This window comes from Salinimicrobium sediminis (genome assembly GCF_900215295.1).
GTDB classification, from domain to species: Bacteria; Bacteroidota; Bacteroidia; order Flavobacteriales; family Flavobacteriaceae; genus Salinimicrobium; species Salinimicrobium sediminis.
Map to the genome: position 1 here is coordinate 185,514 of NZ_OCMF01000002.1, position 13,322 is coordinate 198,835.

Here is a 13,322-nt window from a genome sequence, read left to right on the forward strand (position 1 = left end):
TTCTTATTCAATTTTTAATATTTCTATCCATTGCCCATTGAACCTTAAATGTAAATGGGGTTTTATTTTAAACTTTAAACCATTGTGGCGAGTTCCCTGTTATTAACGGTCTTCTCATAATGTTTTTTGTATTCAATTTTCCTTTCTATAGCTTCCACTATAACATCCGAAAAATTGTCAACTCCTATTTTTGCAAGCCCATCCAAACCTCCCGGACTAAGCACATTGATCTCGATCAATTTATCCTTTACCGCATCCAGACCCACAAAGAACATCCCGTCTCTAATTAATCGCGGCGCAATGGTATCTACGATCTTTCTTATATCGTCTGTGATCTCAATAGCTTCAGGAGTACCACCCTGGGAAATATTACTGCGGAAATCACCTTTGGAAGTCTTTCTTTTAATAATTCCGAATTTGCCATTTTTCTCAAGTATTTTTCCGTTTAGCAGTAACACCCTAACATCTCCTTCTTTTGCCGCCGGTAAATATTGTTGTGCTATGATATAACCCTCCTTTGTGAGATTTTCGATGATCTGGTTAAGGTTCTTCTCATTCTTGTCGATCAGGTAAACTCCGCGACCGCCTGAACCTTCAAGAGGCTTAAGGATCATTTTTTTCTTATGATTTTCGAAGAACTCCAGAATTTCGCCTTTATCACGGGTGATCAGGGAATCTGGTTTAATATGAGCCGGTAATTCCTCGAAGTATAGTTTATCAATAAAAGCATGGGAAAGTGCAAAAGCATCATTAAGGACCAGCACTCCTTCCTGCTGAATCATCCGACCAAACGCCACACCGGCATTCTCCGCCCAGTTGCGATCTGTTCCTTCCTCTGTTGGATTGTTCCTAATGAAAAGAACATCCAGCTCTGTAGCCTTGATCTTTTTCTTTACTGCTTTATCACTTTGCAGTAGCTCAAGGTTTTCCTCGGGGGTAGCCGGTTCAGACTTTTTAGGAAGAGTTACGCACAATATGCTTATAGCTTCATTTTGGGAGAAGCTAAAGTCGCCCACTCCCATAAGATACACTTCATGACCTCGTTTCCAGGCTTCGTGCATAATGTAAACTGTTGTTCCTGCTCCTTCAGTTTCAATGCTGTTAACTACAAAACATATTTTCATGCATTAATTAGTTGTGAAAGAGAAATCCCCTTTCTGATTTGATTTATTTTCTCGTTGGTTTCTTCTGTTTTTAAATATCTCGGGGTAAGGCTAACCGGTAATAACACCCGTCTGTCTCGCAATTCATTGATAATGGGCATATGTTCCAAAGCAAACTTTCCGGTTAACAAAGGCTCCAATTCTCCGCCTTCTTCTAGATATTCCTTTACCTGTAAAATGCCTTTGAAATAGGAGATATCTTTGGTAAAGCCGCCACCCTGCATGATCCTTGATGTAATATTAAAAGATCGGGCAGGGGAGAAGTTGTAATCCTTATGTAGCAACCGGAATATACCCTGGAAATCTGCACCATGCATTCTTGCTGCAGAAGCTACTACTCTCCCCGCAAGGGTTCTCATCCTGTTTGCGGTCAATCCTCCAACAAAATATTCAGACATTACGGCAAGGCCTTCCTGCAGGGTATCATAATCTGTAAGTCCAATTGATAAAAGCTTTAAAGGTTGCCGCTTTCCATTATAATAGGTAAGGACATGAGTACCTATTTCATGCTGAACAAGAGCAATGGTCTCATTGGTATTCAATTTATAATCTATCGGGATATATAATTCTCCCTGGGAGACCATTAAAATATTCACATCACTCCGCACGTGAACTTTACTGCTAAAGTTCTTATCCTGATTTCTGAAATAATCGAATTCCTGATGAGCAAGAGCCTTAAAATCATCGGCTTTCATGATGCTGTCAAACTCAACCTGTTCTACCTCATTTACCTCTCTTAAAAGATTCTCGGCTTCCTTTTGCAAGTGGGAATCTATATCTCCATACAACATCATACTATTATAGAAGAATTCCTTGCTTCCTCTGTCTGTCAGCATACTGATCTGCAGGTCCAGCTCTTCCCTTTTTTCCCTGAAGATGTGTGACAAAGCAGGATCGTCTATATCTTCCATTCTCAAATTGTACAATTTCCTTTTTAGTACATCGGGATCAAAGGGGAGTAATCGATAATGGTAGTTGAGCACCTTTTCAAAGTCAGACTCAAAAAAGGTTTCTTTGATCTGCCTTATATTGGCAGGGGAGACCAGCCACAGGAATTGATAGGAAGTCTCAATTTCACTAAGTTGCCTGTCGATTTCCAGAACGTTCTCCTGAAGGCTTTTTTGTCCCAGGGCCTGGTAACTCTTTACTCCGCTGGAAGTTTGAATACGTATGAATTCAAAAATGGCTTTATGAAGGGCTACTACCAGATCATCTTTAAAACTGCGGAAGAAGACAGGAAATTCTTCTCCTTCTTCATTCCTGTAAACAGGTGGAACTTCAAGTCCTAATAATAAACATCCCGCATCTTTTATTTCCTCCAGGCTTAGTAATGGTTGTTTTCCTTTAGGCTGTCTTTCGATAGTATTTTCAATTTCTGTTGTTTCCAGGTCTAAGACCTGGTACTTTGAGGTGAGATTGTCCAATTCATTTTTAAACATCTCCAGGGTGGAAGGCAATTTCTCGGCGGGACCTTTTATGCGGAATTTCCGGGAACCAAAGGCACCGGAATATATTTCTATCATTAAGAAGGATTTGAATTTAGATGACATAGCCTCGGCCAGACAATACATCAATCTTTTATATCCTTCAGAATTTTTACTTCCAATAATGAGAAAAGAAGCCTCACTTAATACAAATCTTACGGTCGCCCGATCTTCTTCCTGCTCATTGTCTGAACTTCTGTAGATCACCAGGTAGGGTAGTTCATCACTCATGTGAATATATCCTCCTCCCGGAAGATGTTTCTCTATTTCGCACTCTTCCTGAAGCTCTTCAATCATATTTTTAATGGAGGCCTCTTCAAGAACAGAGTTTTTATTTGAGGTGCCGGTTTCCATATTATTTTTTGAATTTTTTAAGGAGTTGAATGAGTAGTAAAAACCATACTTTGACTCCTGCTTAAAGCTCTTTTGTAAATTTAACCGATTAATATATTTTCAAAGAACGGGGATACCGTAATTAGCGGAAGTTTAGGAAACTTTTAATAGTACATTTGGATATGAAGGAGAAAGAGAAAAGGCTGAACCGACACTTGAAAATCTGTTTAAAATGATATAGACTTAACATTGTTGAAACAGAAGGTCTCTCCTAATACTCTGGTAAAAATACAGTTATGACGAGCAGGGAATTAATTTATTCTTTTTGCTTGTCTTTTTTAAAAACCTCATTATATTTGCACCGCTTTAATGGTCGCGTAGCTCAGTTGGATAGAGCATCTGCCTTCTAAGCAGACGGTCAGAGGTTCGAATCCTCTCGCGATCACAAAAACCCCTCTTTTCCGGAGGGGTTTTTTGTTATGTAACGGTTATGATTTTTCACACCTACATCCTTTACTCTGCAAATTTAAACAAGTACTATGTTGGGCATACAGGTTCTTCCCTGGACGAAAGGCTGAAAAAACACCTTTCCGATCATAGAGGTTTTACTGCAAAAACTAAAGACTGGAAAATTGTTTATACTGAAAAATATGCAACTAAAAGTGCGGCTTACAAACGTGAGTTAGAAATTAAAGCCAGAAAATCGCAAAAGTATATCGAACAACTCGTTCACTCAAGAGAGTAGAGCATCCCGCTCCTTGAGCGGGACGGTCAGAGGTTCGAATCCTCTCGCGATCACAGAAACCCCTCTTTTCCGGAGGGGTTTTTTGTTATATAACAGTTATGATTTTTCACATCTACATCCTTTACTCAGCAAATTTAGACAAGTACTATGTTGGGCATACAGGTTCTTCCCTTGACGAAAGGTTGAAAAAACATCTTTCCGACCATAGAGGTTTTACTGCAAAAACTAAAGACTGGAAAATTGTTTATACTGAAAAATATGCAACTAAAAGTGCGGCTTACAAACGTGAGTTAGAAATTAAAGCCAGAAAATCGCAAAAGTATATCGAACAACTCGTTCACTCGAGAGGGTAGAGCATCCCGCTCCTGGAGCGGGACGGTCAGAGGTTCGAATCCTCTCGCGATCACAGAAACCCCTCTTTTTCAGAGGGGTTTTTTGTTATAAAACAGTTATGACTTTTCACATCAAATTTATTAAAGAGCTAATCCAACCTTAAAATTTTTTATTGTACCCATAGTTCAAATCCCATACTTTTGGATATTTTTGTCGACTTTAAGAACAGGTATGCTGGCAGAATTAATACAGGCGATGTTATGGAGCATTTCTCCTTTTGGAGAAGCTAAAGTGGGAATACCGTATGCCATTTTAAACGGGGTAAATCCTGTTGTTGCTTTTATTTTTTGCTTTATAGCAAACGTGCTGGTTTTTCCTGTGATGTATTTTTTCCTCCATTTTATCAACAAACACTTTCTGAAATGGAGGTTCTATAAGTCCAATGCAATTAAGGTGGCAAAAAGAGCAAAAAAGGGTGCGGGAAAAGGAGTTTTAAAATATGGTTTTTGGGGCCTGATCCTTTTTGTAATGATCCCGATTCCCGGAACCGGAGTTTATGCAGGGACTATAGCCGGTTACTTATTCAGAATTCCTAAAAGACTTGCTTTTACGGCAAACACCATTGGTATTTTCTTTTCCTGTGTCTTTATCTGGATAGCAACTATCATTGCTTCAGGAGAACCGGTTTTTTAATCAGCTTAACAACTTAATTATTCAGGTGGAGCCTGAATTGTACTTCTTCTCCTGTTTTAGCTGAAGGTCTGTAGATGTCGATATACTTTAGTTTACGAAAAGGTTTAACAACTGTTACTTTTTCATTTCCTCTTGTGAGACAGATATATTTTACTGAAATCTCGTTTTGCTGAATTTCCTGAATAAAAAATGTTTCAATTTCTTTTCCCGATCATGTTTCCTTCGCAAGACTAATAGCATTTTCTTCAAATGAAATGCGGTGATCTATCTTTTCTACTTTTGAATTGAAAATTGTGGGCCAGGTTTGAGTATAGGAGGAGGTATAGATGCTTTGGCTAAAAACCGGAAAAATATAGAAACAGCTGATTATATAAAAATACCATTTCATAATGCCATTCTTAAAATTATAATTGAAGATGCTAAAAAGTTTCCAAATGGGCACTATCATAATCAAAGATCCCCGAAGCCTCGCCATTACCCCGCTTAATTTTGAAAATTTTGTATTTCCTTCGCCGGCACCTTTTGTAAAGGATTCTAAAAATCCTACTATAAGATCCAACGACCTCTTAATGCTATTCTTTAGTTTTTTGGCGTTGTTAATTCTTCCCTGACTTTTGCCATAGTTTAACGCAGCAACTACTGCCTTCCATTACTCATTGTGTAAATTTGCCCTTCAGAAAAAGATGTATGGATTATTCAAAGATAAAATTAATTGTGACCGACATGGATGGTACCCTGCTAAACAGCGATCATGAGGTTAGTCAGCGGTTTTTTGAAGCTTTCAGAAAGCTAAGGAACAGGGGGATCAAATTAGCGGTAGCTAGCGGGAGACAGTACTACAGTTTAAGGGAACGTATGGAACCGGTGAAGGATGAAATGATCTATATCGCAGAAAATGGCGCCATTGTTATAGACAGAGGGGAAGAAAAGCACCTTGTACCCATGGATATAAGGATCGTACATCAAATCATAAAAGAAGTAAGGGAACTTGAAAATAAATATTTGATCCTCTGTGGAAGAAAGCAGGCTTACATTGAAAGCACGGCGCCTGAATTCATGAAGCCATTTTTAGATCATTATGAAAAATATAAAGTAGTCGAAGATCTGCTTCAGGTAAAAGATGATATCTTTTTAAAAGTTACTATTTGTGACCTCCAGGGTGCCGAAAAAAATTCCATGCCTTACGTTGAACATTTTAAGAGGGAGCTGCAGGTAAAACTTTCCGGGGAAATTTGGATAGATTTCAATGACAAAAAAGCCCAAAAAGGAAATGCACTAAAGGCGCTTCAGGAGAATCTCGGGATAAACAAAGAAGAAACTATGGCTTTTGGAGACTACCTCAATGATCTCGAACTTTTTGAGCATGCGGGGATTGGATATGCAGTGGAAAATGCTCACGAAGAAGTGAAGAAAGTAGCAGCTCATGTTACCAAAAGCAATGATGAATTTGGAGTAGAAATGATTTTGGAAGAGCTACTCGAAAAGATATCTGTTGAAGCAGAACAATAAATTTATAAATACAGGAAGGAAAGGGTTCCAAAAATAACATTTTTGGAACCCTTCATTTTTGCCTGGCCTATAGTTTCTTAATTAATACATTGCAGGAGCACCCGGTTTAGGCAGAGACTTTAGAATGAATGCTCTCAGGTCATCATTTGCCTTTTTTAGATCTTCATTGCGTAGGTACATCATATGTCCGCTGCGATATCCTTTAAAACTCAGCCTGTCCTGCATCTTACCGCTTGGATCAAGCTGCCACATAGTGTATTTTGCATCAAAATAAGTAGTAGCTCCGTCAAAATATCCGCTCTGGATAAGCACATCGAGATTGGGATTTTGAGCCATAGCCTGCCTTAAATTTTCTCCCGTTTTATCACCGCTGCGGTCCCATGGATGAACAGGTCCAAACATGAAATAAGTAAGATCTGTTTTAAAGTTTAGGTCGTTACTTAGATAGTGATTAATAGCCGGTGTAAAGGAATGAAGCCAGGAGGTTAACTCCGAGTTATAATCAGGAGAGTCTCCCGCCGTTTTTTTATCAAGGCCCAAATATCTCGAATCCAGCCTGCCTACAGTAAGTCCTTTTTGATCTCTAAGCAAATCCTTCCAAAAATACCCGAATGGAACTTCCAGGTTATGCTGAAGAATCTCCTCTTCTGAAATTCCCGAATACCTGGCCATTTTTGAAGCTACTTCCTTCTTTTTCTCCGCTTCTAAAAATCCTCCTTTTGCCAGTGCCGGGAGTACTTCGTTAATGGCATATTCCTCCACCTCAGGGAGTAATTCCTCCAGATCTCTTTGCTGAAGCTCCTGCGGAAGAAGATTGTGATACCAGGCGGCGGCAGTAAAATAGGGGAGTCGGTTCGCGATCTCTACAGGACCATCTCTTTCTATCCCAATATCTGTGGGAGAAACCAGGATCACTCCGTTAAGATACATCCACTGGGAATTCTGAAGCTCCAGAGCTAAACCTGACACTCTTGTAGTACCATAACTTTCTCCTATAAGATATTTTGGGGATAACCAGCGATTGTTTCTGGAGACAAAGGTATTGATCCATTTTGCCAGATATTTTACATCTGCATTCACTCCAAAAAATTGATCCCGATCCCGCTTTTTGTCTCCCTCAGCTTCTATGACTCTGGAATAACCGGTATTAACGGGATTCACGTATACAATATCAGCAATGTCAAGGATGGAGTGAGGATTTTCTTTTGTTCCATATGGCTGAATAGGGAAACCTTCAGGATCTATTTCAAGTACTCTGGGTCCTGTATATGCAATGTGCATCCAAACTGAAGCCGAACCGGGACCACCGTTAAAAGAGATTACAAGCGGCCGGTTTTTTACATCCTCAATACCATTCCTCTTGTAATAGGTGTAAAAAAGGCTGGCTACAGCTTCGCCTTCATCATTCCATACCGGCTGCATTCCGGTAGTCGCAGTATAATCTATTCTTTTTCCATTTATATTTACCCGGTGATCGGTAACCACCGTAGTATCCACAGGAATTTCTACTTTTTGAGCCTTAACTTCAGCATGGAAAAATGCCAGTAAAATAGCTAAACAGGAAAGTTTTTTCATTTTCAGGTTTTGGTTTAAAACCTAAAAATAGAAAAATTAACCAGAACGGTTTGCTATCTCCCTAAAACCTGTAGCCTAATGAAATTCCCTGGTATTCGTTTCCGCGGAGATCCACACCCATTGCCGGGGTCATTCTAAAGTTTTCATTTTTCTTCTTATGAAACTCCGGAACCAGGATTCCGCTGGCAGCACCTACAACATAGCCGGCAATATTATCGGTAAGAAAGTGTTTACCTGACTTGGACCTTAAGTAACCCACATAAGCAGGAATAACGGCAGCAGCAGTCCAGATATAAGGTTTTGCACGCGAATCCGGATAAAAATCATTATAGATCTTGGCTGCAAAAAATGTTGCCGATGCAGTGGCAGCGGTGTGTCCTCCAATAAAGGATCTCTGTGCACTGGCTTCGGTACGCAATTCGTCCGGTAAACTGGTGTTATACGTTAAAGGTCGTGGTCTGTCTATCAACCCGGCACTAAGGGTAAAGAAAGCTCCGGTAGTTGCCATGCTTTCTACGAAAAGTACGGAGATTTGACCCGCATGCGGACTCAGATCGGGGGTAAGCATCATGATCACAGGTACAGCAAAGGAACCATAAAATGGATAGTAGCTTATATCATCGGCATTTTCATTATAATTTCCTGCCAGGAATCGGTCGATACGGGGAACATCATTCTTATCAAGATCATTCATCTCCTCGAGCGTAAGAGGATCTTTATCCTGGATCAATTTAAAACCCAGCACGTTGAGACCAATACTGATACCTAAATAAGGTGCATCAACGGCCCAGCTTGTTTTATACGGGGATTCATTGTTCCTGGATTGGGTTGAAGTATTCTGGGAGTAAGTGGATAGGGAAAAAGCAAAAAGAAGAAATAGTGCTATAAAATTTCGATTCATTTTCTATAAGTTTTTTCCAAAGCTCGGAGATTTATACCCGTGTTCCTTAGAGATTAACTCAATTATAAGAGTGATAACACAGCTTTTCAGAAAATTTTCAGAAAAAATCTAAGACCACGAAAGAAAAAACTAAAATTTATATGTTTAGATTAACATTGAATTATTTAAACAATAAGTAATTTTGTAAAAAACAAAAGATGACGATTTACAGCCTGCATAGCACACAAAAATTACCGATAAGCATTGAGGAAGCCTGGCGATTTTTTTCAGATCCAAAAAATTTAAAGGTCATTACTCCTCCCTACATGGGGTTTGATATCACTGCGGGAGGCGATAGGCCTATGTTTGCCGGACAGATCATACAGTATATCGTTACTCCCGTGGCAGGTATAAGAACAAAATGGGTAACAGAGATCACACATGTACAGGAACCATTGTATTTCGTAGATGAACAACGCTTTGGTCCTTACGCGCTATGGCATCACAAACATTTCTTCAGGAAATTTGAAGGGGGAGTAGAAATGGAAGATATAGTGGATTATAAACTTCCTTTCGGAATTTTAGGCCGGTTGGTCCATAAACCTGTAGTGAGGAAAAAGCTGGAAGAGATTTTTAACTTCCGTCAAAAGAAACTTTTGGAAATTTTTGGTTCCTATAAAGAAAGATCCGCCTAAAAATGCCATTTTTAACCTCTATAACAAAGGTCTGTAAAACACTTGAGACGGATCATTTATTATAGTTTCTAGATCTTTTGTGCGGCTTTTTGTTTTTGGTGACTAAAAAGATTGTGTTCCTTGATCATCGCCGTTGTTTTTTCAGGAAGCATTTCTTCCCAACCAGGTTTGCCTTCGGCGATCATTTGAAGTACCTCCCTGGAGAAGATATCCAGGATCTCCGGATCGTAGTTCTTAATATCCACCACTTTTCCGTTGTATTTGAAGAACTTGTAGAGTTCCTTCATTCTTGGATGCACCTTCAGGTTTTCGCTGGTGGTGATCTCTCCTGTCTCTTTGTCTTTAAAAGGATACAGATAGACTTTCAGGTCTTTAAAGAACAGCTTTCCGAAGGCTTCAAGAATTCCGCCGCTAAGATGCCTGTAATATTTCTCATCGAAAATATCTACCAGGTTATTTACTCCCATAGCAAGTCCCATTCTCTCCTTGGTATAGCGGGAGAAGTATTCTACAACCTTATAGTACTCCTGGAAATTGGAGATCATCACGGTTTGACCTAGGGAACACAGTAATTCGGCTCTGTCCATAAAATCTCTCTCGTCAATTTCTCCTTCGGCCCTCAGGTTGGAAAGGGTAATTTCAAAGATTACCTCTGTGTTTTCTTCAGAAACCCGGTTTTCTTTGAGGAATAGCTCCATGGAACGTTTGTACATGTCCATGTTAACCTTGGTTACCGGTCTAAAACTCCCTCTAAGAGCAAGGATATTCTTCTTGTAAAGGATCTTTGCGGGTAACACATTGTTTCCATCCGGTGCGAACATTACAGCCTCGGTCATTCCATTTTTAACCAGCTGCAAGCTCATAAGGCGGTTATCCACATTTTCGAAACGGGGTCCCGAAAAGTTGATGGTATCAATTTCTATTTGGTCTTTATCTATATGATCGTAAAGGTATCTAAGTAACTTCTTAGGGCTGTCATACTTATAATAGGCTCCATAAATAAGGTTTACCCCAAGAATTCCGAGTGTGTTTTGCTGCAACCGCGCATCGTTCTCATGGAAACGCACGTGTAGAATGATCTCATTATAATCCTCCTGCGGATGCACCTGGTACCTGATCCCTACCCAGCCGTGACCTTTGTATTTCTTTGCAAAGTCAATGGTTGCAACGGTATTGGCGTAGGTAAAAAAAAGTTTATTCGGATGTTTTTCACGGGAGATCCTTTGCTCAATAAGATTTGTTTCATGAGTAAGCATCTTTTTAAGACGTTCTTCGGTGACATACCTGCGATCATCTTCAATACCATAGATCGCATCACTAAAGTCCTTGTCATAGGCACTCATGGCTTTGGCTATGGTTCCCGAAGCTCCTCCTGCTCTAAAAAAATTACGAACAGTTTCCTGTCCCGCACCTATTTCAGAAAAAGTTCCATATATATTTTCGTTGAGATTGATACGTAACGCCTTGCTCTTTATTGACGGAACGTTTTCAAACTCCCGGTCACCCATTATAGTTATTGGCATAGCTGAATTTTTTGTCAAAATTGAGTTCCCGTTTCGGAACCCCTCATAATCACATCAAAGGTACTAAAATGAAGGGCTAAACAAAAAAATAATACTTAGTTTTGTGGTAAAATTAAGAGCATTGAAAGTAACATTTTTAGGCACAGGAACTTCGCAGGGAATCCCCGTTATTGGCAGCAACCATCCGGTTTGCCGAAGTTCAGACCCTAGAGATAAAAGACTAAGGGTTTCAGTGCTAATTGAGGTGGACGAGCTCAATATTGTAATAGATTGCGGGCCCGATTTTCGGCAGCAAATGCTCTCAAACCAGGTCCAAAAACTTGATGCCATTCTTTTTACCCATGAACACAGCGATCATACCGTGGGTCTCGATGACATTAGGCCTTATTTTTTCAAACAGGGGGATATTCCTGTCTATGCACATCAAAGAGTAATGGCTTCTCTTCAAAAAAGGTTCGACTATATCTTTGATTCAGAAAATAAATATCCCGGAGCTCCCAGTGTACAGGAGCATGTGATCACTAATACAGCCTTTACCGTCAAAGGGGTAAATATTATTCCGGTTGAAGTAATGCATAACCGGGTGCAGGTTTTTGGCTTCAGGATAAGGGATTTTGCCTATATCACCGATGCCAAAATCGTTGAGGAAGAGGAGGCAGAAAAACTTAAAGGAGTCGATGTGCTGGTAGTTAACGCCTTGCGTAAAGAGCCTCATCATTCTCATTTTAATCTTGAAGAAGCTCTTGATTTCATCCAAAAGATCAAGCCTGAAAAGGCATTTTTAACCCATATAAGCCATTTGCTGGGCTTCCATGAAGAAGTGCAGGCGCAGTTGCCTCCCAACGTTTACCTGGCTTATGATAACCTACAAATTGAAATATAATGCGGAAAAGTTTTTTAATGTACCTGTTTGTTTTTACAGCCCTCCTGGCTATTTTCTTTTACGTAAACGGAAATAAGATCGTTGATTCTAAAGAACAGGAAATTGCACTTCTTAAATCTCAATTGGAAGAGACTGAATATAATCCGGAAGCCTCTTCTTCTAAACCTACAGGGAATGACAGCTTCAGCCTTGTAAACAATGAAGAAGCTTTGACCTACCTGGAAAATCGGGGATTTGATCCTTCAGAAATCATTGCGAAAGTAGAGGAGGAGCTTATAAGCCGAAATGCAGCCGATGCCGATAATGAACTTATCCCATATGAAGGCATGGCAGGCCACTTCAGGATCAACAAGGTCAAATTGCTAAATCATAAATGGGCGATCGCCAGCTTTACCGATGGCAGCTATTGGGGAGATCTCTTCATTACCTATGAGATCGACGATGATGCAAACATTGATGTAGCTACAGAAAAAGCAGTGCTCTATCCAAATAATTAAAGCCGGTCTTCCAGCCACTTTTTCAGCTCCCTGAAATTATCGGGGGCTACGCCATGACCGACAGGAAATTCTGAATAGGAGTTCTCTATCTTCAGACTGTCCAGGAAAGGTTTCGTCATTCGTGCCCAGGCAACAGGAATCACCGGGTCTGCAGTACCATGCGAACTATAAACCGAAAGTTTTGAAAAATCATTCCTTTCAAAACCTTCTTTTATAATATTCTTATTGATATAGCCGCTTAACCCGATCACATTTTTAATCTTTTCGGGATAGGAGAGCCCAACAGCAAAGCTTAAAATACATCCCTGGCTAAAGCCTACCAAAGTAACATTATCGGGATCTACAGGATATTTTTCCTTTACTTCTTCCAGGAACTGAACAATCTTTTCTCTGGAGATCACCGCCTGTTCATCATCGCTAAATTTCCCGTCTGTACTGCCATTCCAGTGAATTTCATACCAGGCATGTCCATAAGGTGCCATGGGATATGGCGCTCTCACCGAGATAATAAAAAGCTCATCGGGCAGTTCTTCGGCAAAAGAGAAAAGATCTTCTTCATTGCTGCCATAGCCATGCAACATAATGAGTAGCGGAGCTTTTTCTGATGCTATTTTTGGTTTTCTAACTAAATGTTCTAAAGTGAAAGTATCTGTATCCATTAATTTATCGTGCTAAACCAGTTTTGAAAATATCTCCCCAAAAGAGGAGCTTCATTTCTTTCACCCTGTATAGCCGCTAAAATCCCATATCCCCAAAGGATAAGAATAAACAGGTAAAAAGGAGCCGAGATCAACCAGGTGTCAAACCAGGATACAACAATCCCAAGCAAGTAGAAAGTAATATGAATTCCCAGCGCCTGCCTTATATGAAAGGAAGCAAAGGGATTTTTGCTGTCATTATTAATAAAATAAGCAATAATGGTACCTATGATCGTAATATAGGCAACGATCGCAGCTGTTTTTCCTTCGTTAGCAACACTGTCCATGGTGAAAGTTTAGACTTCAAAAAT

General features: G+C 39.9%; 16 protein-coding genes and 1 tRNA gene. 9 read left to right on the forward strand and 8 right to left on the reverse strand.

Annotated elements, in window-relative coordinates; all coding sequences use genetic code 11:
- Nucleotides 1–74 precede the first annotated feature (74 nt).
- Nucleotides 75–1,124: a glutathione synthetase gene (locus CRO16_RS08615; protein ID WP_097055987.1), complete on the reverse strand. Its 1,050-nt coding sequence runs from the start codon at nucleotides 1,122–1,124 to the stop codon at nucleotides 75–77.
- The gene (locus CRO16_RS08620; RefSeq protein WP_097055988.1) at nucleotides 1,121–3,001 is read right to left on the reverse strand and encodes a flavohemoglobin expression-modulating QEGLA motif protein; all 1,881 of its coding nucleotides are present in this window, start codon (nucleotides 2,999–3,001) and stop codon (nucleotides 1,121–1,123) included. The genes CRO16_RS08615 and CRO16_RS08620 overlap by 4 nt, the downstream gene beginning before the upstream one ends.
- Before the next feature lie 350 nt (nucleotides 3,002–3,351).
- Between CRO16_RS08620 and CRO16_RS08625 the strand changes: the two genes are divergently transcribed.
- From CRO16_RS08625 to CRO16_RS08640, 4 genes are all read left to right on the forward strand, one after another.
- A tRNA-Arg gene (locus tag CRO16_RS08625) sits at nucleotides 3,352–3,425 on the forward strand.
- A gap of 45 nt (nucleotides 3,426–3,470) precedes the next feature.
- Entirely contained in the window at nucleotides 3,471–3,725 is a 255-nt protein-coding gene (locus tag CRO16_RS08630) for a GIY-YIG nuclease family protein (RefSeq protein WP_097055989.1), read from the forward strand.
- A 98-nt stretch (nucleotides 3,726–3,823) separates the two neighbouring features.
- Nucleotides 3,824–4,078: a GIY-YIG nuclease family protein gene (locus CRO16_RS08635; protein ID WP_097055990.1), complete on the forward strand. Its 255-nt coding sequence runs from the start codon at nucleotides 3,824–3,826 to the stop codon at nucleotides 4,076–4,078.
- A 211-nt stretch (nucleotides 4,079–4,289) separates the two neighbouring features.
- A complete protein-coding gene (locus CRO16_RS08640) occupies nucleotides 4,290–4,751 on the forward strand; it encodes a COG2426 family protein (RefSeq protein WP_097055991.1) in 462 nt (153 codons plus the stop codon).
- Nucleotides 4,752–4,962: 211 nt separating this feature from the next.
- On the opposite strand, the gene CRO16_RS16165 is transcribed toward CRO16_RS08640, so the two are convergent.
- Nucleotides 4,963–5,139 (reverse strand): hypothetical protein, encoded by a 177-nt coding sequence (locus CRO16_RS16165; protein ID WP_179670515.1) that lies wholly within the window; start codon nucleotides 5,137–5,139, stop codon nucleotides 4,963–4,965.
- A 46-nt stretch (nucleotides 5,140–5,185) separates the two neighbouring features.
- Between CRO16_RS16165 and CRO16_RS16170 the strand changes: the two genes are divergently transcribed.
- A complete protein-coding gene (locus CRO16_RS16170; RefSeq protein ID WP_179670516.1) occupies nucleotides 5,186–5,362 on the forward strand; it encodes a hypothetical protein in 177 nt (58 codons plus the stop codon).
- Nucleotides 5,363–5,438: 76 nt separating this feature from the next.
- Entirely contained in the window at nucleotides 5,439–6,260 is an 822-nt protein-coding gene (locus CRO16_RS08650) for an HAD family hydrolase (protein ID WP_097055993.1), read from the forward strand.
- A gap of 81 nt (nucleotides 6,261–6,341) precedes the next feature.
- Here the strand turns inward: CRO16_RS08650 and CRO16_RS08655 are convergent, their stop codons facing one another.
- Both CRO16_RS08655 and CRO16_RS08660 read right to left on the reverse strand, forming a co-directional pair.
- Nucleotides 6,342–7,835 carry a S10 family peptidase gene (locus CRO16_RS08655; protein WP_097055994.1) on the reverse strand — a complete coding sequence of 498 codons (1,494 nt, stop codon included), beginning with the start codon at nucleotides 7,833–7,835 and terminating at the stop codon, nucleotides 6,342–6,344.
- 61 nt (nucleotides 7,836–7,896) lie between these two features.
- Entirely contained in the window at nucleotides 7,897–8,736 is an 840-nt protein-coding gene (locus tag CRO16_RS08660) for a phosphatase PAP2 family protein (protein WP_097055995.1), read from the reverse strand.
- Between the two features lie 197 nt (nucleotides 8,737–8,933).
- Here CRO16_RS08660 and CRO16_RS08665 point away from each other — a divergent pair, with 197 nt between their 5' ends.
- A complete protein-coding gene (locus tag CRO16_RS08665) occupies nucleotides 8,934–9,410 on the forward strand; it encodes an SRPBCC family protein (protein WP_097055996.1) in 477 nt (158 codons plus the stop codon).
- Nucleotides 9,411–9,478: 68 nt separating this feature from the next.
- On the opposite strand, the gene CRO16_RS08670 is transcribed toward CRO16_RS08665, so the two are convergent.
- Nucleotides 9,479–10,933, reverse strand: coding sequence for a TonB-dependent receptor (locus CRO16_RS08670; RefSeq protein ID WP_097055997.1), 1,455 nt, complete (start codon nucleotides 10,931–10,933; stop codon nucleotides 9,479–9,481).
- Nucleotides 10,934–11,054: 121 nt separating this feature from the next.
- Here CRO16_RS08670 and CRO16_RS08675 point away from each other — a divergent pair, with 121 nt between their 5' ends.
- Entirely contained in the window at nucleotides 11,055–11,816 is a 762-nt protein-coding gene (locus CRO16_RS08675) for an MBL fold metallo-hydrolase (RefSeq protein ID WP_097055998.1), read from the forward strand.
- Entirely contained in the window at nucleotides 11,816–12,313 is a 498-nt protein-coding gene (locus CRO16_RS08680; RefSeq protein ID WP_097055999.1) for a hypothetical protein, read from the forward strand. The genes CRO16_RS08675 and CRO16_RS08680 overlap by 1 nt, the downstream gene beginning before the upstream one ends.
- Here CRO16_RS08680 and CRO16_RS08685 read toward each other — a convergent pair.
- Complete coding sequence (locus CRO16_RS08685; RefSeq protein ID WP_097056000.1) at nucleotides 12,310–12,972, reverse strand: alpha/beta hydrolase; 663 nt, start codon at nucleotides 12,970–12,972, stop codon at nucleotides 12,310–12,312. The genes CRO16_RS08680 and CRO16_RS08685 overlap by 4 nt on opposite strands.
- Nucleotides 12,972–13,298 carry a DUF4870 domain-containing protein gene (locus CRO16_RS08690; RefSeq protein WP_097056001.1) on the reverse strand — a complete coding sequence of 109 codons (327 nt, stop codon included), beginning with the start codon at nucleotides 13,296–13,298 and terminating at the stop codon, nucleotides 12,972–12,974. The genes CRO16_RS08685 and CRO16_RS08690 overlap by 1 nt, the downstream gene beginning before the upstream one ends.
- Nucleotides 13,299–13,322: the final 24 nt, after the last annotated feature.

Coding starts and splice junctions, on each gene's coding strand:
- CRO16_RS08640 (WP_097055991.1), top strand. CDS start 4,290: ATGCTGGCAGAATTAATACAGGCGATGTTATGGAGCATTTCTCCTTTT.
- CRO16_RS08670 (WP_097055997.1), bottom strand. CDS start 10,933: ATGCCAATAACTATAATGGGTGACCGGGAGTTTGAAAACGTTCCGTCA.
- CRO16_RS08635 (WP_097055990.1), top strand. CDS start 3,824: ATGATTTTTCACATCTACATCCTTTACTCAGCAAATTTAGACAAGTAC.
- CRO16_RS08685 (WP_097056000.1), bottom strand. CDS start 12,972: ATGGATACAGATACTTTCACTTTAGAACATTTAGTTAGAAAACCAAAA.
- CRO16_RS08620 (WP_097055988.1), bottom strand. CDS start 3,001: ATGGAAACCGGCACCTCAAATAAAAACTCTGTTCTTGAAGAGGCCTCC.
- CRO16_RS08655 (WP_097055994.1), bottom strand. CDS start 7,835: ATGAAAAAACTTTCCTGTTTAGCTATTTTACTGGCATTTTTCCATGCT.
- CRO16_RS08630 (WP_097055989.1), top strand. CDS start 3,471: ATGATTTTTCACACCTACATCCTTTACTCTGCAAATTTAAACAAGTAC.
- CRO16_RS08680 (WP_097055999.1), top strand. CDS start 11,816: ATGCGGAAAAGTTTTTTAATGTACCTGTTTGTTTTTACAGCCCTCCTG.
- CRO16_RS08615 (WP_097055987.1), bottom strand. CDS start 1,124: ATGAAAATATGTTTTGTAGTTAACAGCATTGAAACTGAAGGAGCAGGA.
- CRO16_RS08690 (WP_097056001.1), bottom strand. CDS start 13,298: ATGGACAGTGTTGCTAACGAAGGAAAAACAGCTGCGATCGTTGCCTAT.
- CRO16_RS16170 (WP_179670516.1), top strand. CDS start 5,186: ATGGGCACTATCATAATCAAAGATCCCCGAAGCCTCGCCATTACCCCG.
- CRO16_RS08665 (WP_097055996.1), top strand. CDS start 8,934: ATGACGATTTACAGCCTGCATAGCACACAAAAATTACCGATAAGCATT.
- CRO16_RS08660 (WP_097055995.1), bottom strand. CDS start 8,736: ATGAATCGAAATTTTATAGCACTATTTCTTCTTTTTGCTTTTTCCCTA.
- CRO16_RS16165 (WP_179670515.1), bottom strand. CDS start 5,139: ATGAAATGGTATTTTTATATAATCAGCTGTTTCTATATTTTTCCGGTT.
- CRO16_RS08650 (WP_097055993.1), top strand. CDS start 5,439: ATGGATTATTCAAAGATAAAATTAATTGTGACCGACATGGATGGTACC.